The sequence below is a fragment of the Methylobacterium sp. CCH5-D2 genome (genome assembly GCF_001556475.1).
Lineage (GTDB): Bacteria > Pseudomonadota > Alphaproteobacteria > Rhizobiales > Beijerinckiaceae > Methylobacterium > Methylobacterium hispanicum.
The window spans coordinates 1-3,870 of sequence record NZ_LSIX01000752.1 but is presented as its reverse complement, the minus strand read 5'-3'; the positions used below and the strand labels follow the sequence as shown (position 1 = coordinate 3,870).

5 protein-coding genes are annotated in these 3,870 nt (G+C 72.2%); all 5 read right to left on the bottom strand.

Going from position 1 to position 3,870, the window contains the following annotated elements:
- Positions 1-456: 456 nt before the first annotated feature.
- Complete coding sequence (locus AX737_RS20055; RefSeq protein ID WP_066924368.1) at positions 457-1,875, bottom strand: sensor histidine kinase; 1,419 nt, start codon at positions 1,873-1,875, stop codon at positions 457-459.
- Between the two features lie 104 nt (positions 1,876-1,979).
- Positions 1,980-2,657: a response regulator transcription factor gene (locus AX737_RS20050; RefSeq protein WP_066924366.1), complete on the bottom strand. Its 678-nt coding sequence runs from the start codon at positions 2,655-2,657 to the stop codon at positions 1,980-1,982.
- A 31-nt stretch (positions 2,658-2,688) separates the two neighbouring features.
- Complete coding sequence (locus AX737_RS20045) at positions 2,689-3,066, bottom strand: PepSY domain-containing protein (protein ID WP_066924364.1); 378 nt, start codon at positions 3,064-3,066, stop codon at positions 2,689-2,691.
- A gap of 170 nt (positions 3,067-3,236) precedes the next feature.
- On the bottom strand, positions 3,237-3,410 hold the full coding sequence (locus AX737_RS33470; protein WP_156453847.1) for a hypothetical protein: 174 nt from the start codon (positions 3,408-3,410) through the stop codon (positions 3,237-3,239).
- Positions 3,407-3,817, bottom strand: coding sequence for a hypothetical protein (locus AX737_RS20040; protein ID WP_066924361.1), 411 nt, complete (start codon positions 3,815-3,817; stop codon positions 3,407-3,409). The genes AX737_RS33470 and AX737_RS20040 overlap by 4 nt, the downstream gene beginning before the upstream one ends.
- Positions 3,818-3,870 lie beyond the last annotated feature (53 nt).

Below are 3,870 nucleotides of genomic sequence, written 5' to 3'. Positions count from 1 at the left end.
TGCCCGCCAGTATGAACCAGATCGGCGTCATCGGACCCTGTCGATCGGGCCCGGACCGGACCTCTCGTCCAAGGGTACGTACGATCGGGTGGGCCCCGGCACGATCCCCTGTTCTGGCGGCACGGTGTCACGCAAGTTCGGCCCCATGACAAGAGCGGGGCCTTGGCGGGGCTGCCGTCGGGGACCCGCCGGGGCCCCGCGCACAGAGCCTGTTGGACCGGCGTTCGAAAGGATCTCCGCCCCTTTTCCCGGACGCCTGAAGCGTCAGCGGAAGGTGATCCGGGACCCAGCACAAGGAGATGCGGAGCGTCCGAACCCTGCGCCGGTGCCAAGGATCGCGCCGCTTCGCGGCCCTTCATCGTCTGGGTCCCGGATCACCCTCCGCTGACGCTCCGGGCGTCCGGGAAAGAGGTGGTTCACGCTCTCGTCGGGGCTGCGATGCGGTCAAACAGGCTGTCAGTGGGTCGCGGCGCCGGCCGGCGCGTCGCCCGGCACCTCCAGCACGGCGCGCAGGCCGCCGAGTCCCGCCTCCTCGAGGCTGAAGCGCCCGCGGTAGAGGGCGGCCAGATCCGCGACGATCGACAGCCCGAGGCCCGAGCCCGGCTTCGACTCGTCGAGGCGCCGACCCCGTCCAAGCACCGCCTTGCGGGCGTCGGGCGGCAGGCCCGGCCCGTCGTCCTCGATCGAGAGGAGGAGATGGGGGTAGTCGTCCGTGTCCACCGCCTCGGCCCGGATCGCGACGCGGCCGTGCGCCCATTTCGAGGCGTTGTCGACGAGGTTGCCCACCATCTCCTCGAAATCCTGGCGCTCGCCCCGGAAGCGCAGGCCCGGCGGCACGTGGACCTCGTAGGCGATGTCCTTGTCGCGGTAGATCTTGCCGAAGGTGCGCACCAGCCCGGCCAGCGCCGGCTCGACCTCCGTCGAGGTGCCGAGCGTGCCCGCGAGCGCGGCGGCGCGCGCCCGGTCGAGGTGGTAGTTCACTTGGTCGCGCATCACCGCGGCCTGCTCGCGGATCTTCTGGGAGAGGTCCTCCGGCGCGTCGGCGGCGCCGACCTCGTTCACGATGATCGAGAGCGGGGTCTTGAGCGCGTGGGCGAGGTTGCCGACCTGGGTGCGGGCGCGCTCCAGGATCTCCCGGTTGGTCTCGATCAGGAGGTTGATCTCGCCCGCGAGCGGCGCGATGTCGCTGGGGTACGAGCCGGTGATCCGGTCGGCCTCGCCGCGCCGCACGGTGCCGAGCGCGGCGCGCATCTTCTTGAGCGGCAGCAGGCCGAAGCGGATCTGCAGCAGGGTGGTGATCGCGAGTGAGAGCCCGAGCAGCCCGAAGGTGACGTAGAGGGAGAAGCGGAAGCGATCGACGTCGTTGACGATCTCGTCGGCCGGGCCCGCCACCCGCACGGTGTAGCGCCCCTCCTCGCCGAGATCGACGTCGCGCTCGATGATGCGGAGCTGCCGGTCGTCCTGGGCCCGGCCGTAGCCCTGGCGGATCTGGCCGACGCCCGCCTTGTTGTCCGGGTCGGTCGCGGGCTTCAGGGGCACGCCGACGAGCGAGCGCGAGGTGCGCAGGTCCCGCGGGCGCGCGTCCGGCCGCCCGACCTGCCAGTACCAGCCCGAGAGCGGCAGGTCGAAGCGCGGGTCGCCGAGCGAGAAGGAGCGGCTCTCCGGGTCGGCCGGCGAGACGAGGTCGGTGGCGAGGTTGTTGGCGAAGACGAGGAGCCGGCTGTCGAAGGCGCGCTCGGTGTTCTCCCGGTAGAGCGTCGTCAGGATCCAGGCCGCGATCAGGAGGATCGCCGAGGAGGCCAGGAAGGCCGAGACGGCAAGCCGCACCGCGATCGAGCGGCGGCGCAGGGAGAGGAACCGGAGGAGGGCGGTCATGGGCTACGGCGTTCGAGGCCGGGTGTCCCGGCGCGGGGAAGGATAGAGCACGCCGGCATTTTCCGGGGATTTGCGGCGTCCGTAGCGCTCAACCGGACCCCGTCTCACACCCGCGCAGGCGGCTGGTTCGGGTCCACCAAGTACCCCAGCCCCCGCACGGTCTGGATCAGGTCCACGGCGAGCTTCTTGCGGAGCCGTCCGACGAAGACCTCGATCGTGTTCGAGTCCCGGTCGAAATCCTGGTCGTAGAGGTGCTCGGTCAGCTCGGCGCGGGAGACCACGCGGCCGGTATGGTGCATCAGGTAGGAGAGCAGCCGGTACTCGTGGCTCGTCAGCTTCACCTGGGCGCCGTCCACGAAGACCTTGCCGGAGCGCGTGTCGAGGGTGACCGGCCCGCAGGCGATCTGGCTGGAGGCGTGGCCGGCGGCGCGGCGCAGCAGCGCCCGCACGCGGGCGAGCAGCTCCTCCATGTGGAAGGGTTTCGTCACGTAGTCGTCCGCGCCCGCGTCGAAGCCGTCGACCTTGTCCGACCAGCGGTCGCGCGCGGTGAGGATGATAACGGGGGTCTTCACGCCCGCGCGGCGCCACTTCTGCAGCACGCTGACGCCGTCGGCCTTGGGCAGGCCCATGTCGAGGATGATCGCGTCGTAGGGCTCGCTCTCGCCGAGATAGCCGCCCTCCTCGCCGTCATAGGCCTTGTCGGCGACGTAGCCGGCCTCCTCCAGGGCGGCGACGACCTGCCGGTTGATGTCCTTGTCATCCTCCACGACGAGCAGGCGCACGACGCAACTCCCTCAAGTCTTGGACCGCGAACTAGTATTGTCCCGCGACCCGGCCGGTCTTGGCATCCACCATCACGTGCACGAAATGCCCGTCCCGGCGCAAGGCGGTGAGCATGTAGACGAGCCCGTCCTCGTGCCGGCACAGGCTGGCGCGCTGGATCTCGGCCCGCGGGATCACCGTGCGGGCGGCGCGGATCGCCGCCACCGGCTCGATCACGCGCTTCTCCGAGACCTCCTCGCGCAGGTCCGCGGCCGAGAGGCAGGCATCGAGCCGCGGGGCTGGGCCGGACGAGGCCTGGGCGAGGCGCGGGGCGTTCTCGTCGGGCTCCTCGGCCATCGTGCCCGGGCCGCCCGCGACGAGCGCCGCCGCGGTCAGGCTCAGTGCGAGAAGGGCGAGGGCGTGGCGCATGGGCAGGACTTGTGGTCCGGGGGCACTGAATGCGCCCTGAATATCACCGCCGGGCACCGCTGCCGACCGCGCTCCGGGCGGGGCCGGAGCGGGGATGGCAGGCTCTTACACGCGAGCGCCGCCGCGGTTCCCGCGGCGCGGCCGGGCCGCGTGCGGGCTCGACGCGGATCTCAGCGGGGGCAGACCGGGTCGGCGATCCGATTCGGGGCCGGGTCCGCGCGGTGGCGGGCCCCGGCCGTGTAGGAGGCGACGCCGCAGGTGGCCAGGAACAGCCCGGCTCCGAGGAGGCGCCCGAGATGGGCCAGCCGGTGCCCGAGGGCCCGGCGCGTCGCGCGCGCGCTCATCGCAGGTCTCCCCGAAGCAGGCGCCAGACCTGGCGCACGACCGGCAGCCGGTCGATCCCGAACTGGGCGAGCGCGAAGCCCGCCAGCGTGACCGCCACCGCGGCGTTGCGCACCCGGCGGTAGAAGCGGGCGAGCGCCCGGTGCTCGATGCGGGCGTCGATCAACTCGTCGAGCGCGGCGAGCCGGTCGGGGTTCTGGCGGCGGATGAAGCTGCGCCATTCCGTGCCGAAGCGGACGACGAGGCGGTCCTCCTCGGGCTCGTCCCCGTGGGCGCGCCGGACGAGGCTCTCGCCGAGCCCGTCGGCGGGCGGGGGCAGGGCGCGCCCGACCTCCTGGCCGAGCGCGTCGAGGGCCGCCCGGCGGCAGGCGGGGCCCGGGGGCGTCGCGCGGCGTTCTGGGCGTGACATGCATGACGCTCCTCAATGACGCTCCTCAATGACGCTCCTCAATGACGCTCCTC

Excerpts from the sequence above, each read along its gene's own strand:
- AX737_RS20055 (WP_066924368.1), bottom strand. The coding sequence starts at position 1,875 with ATGACCGCCCTCCTCCGGTTCCTCTCCCTGCGCCGCCGCTCGATCGCG.
- AX737_RS20045 (WP_066924364.1), bottom strand. The coding sequence starts at position 3,066 with ATGCGCCACGCCCTCGCCCTTCTCGCACTGAGCCTGACCGCGGCGGCG.
- AX737_RS33470 (WP_156453847.1), bottom strand. The coding sequence starts at position 3,410 with ATGAGCGCGCGCGCGACGCGCCGGGCCCTCGGGCACCGGCTGGCCCAT.
- AX737_RS20040 (WP_066924361.1), bottom strand. The coding sequence starts at position 3,817 with ATGTCACGCCCAGAACGCCGCGCGACGCCCCCGGGCCCCGCCTGCCGC.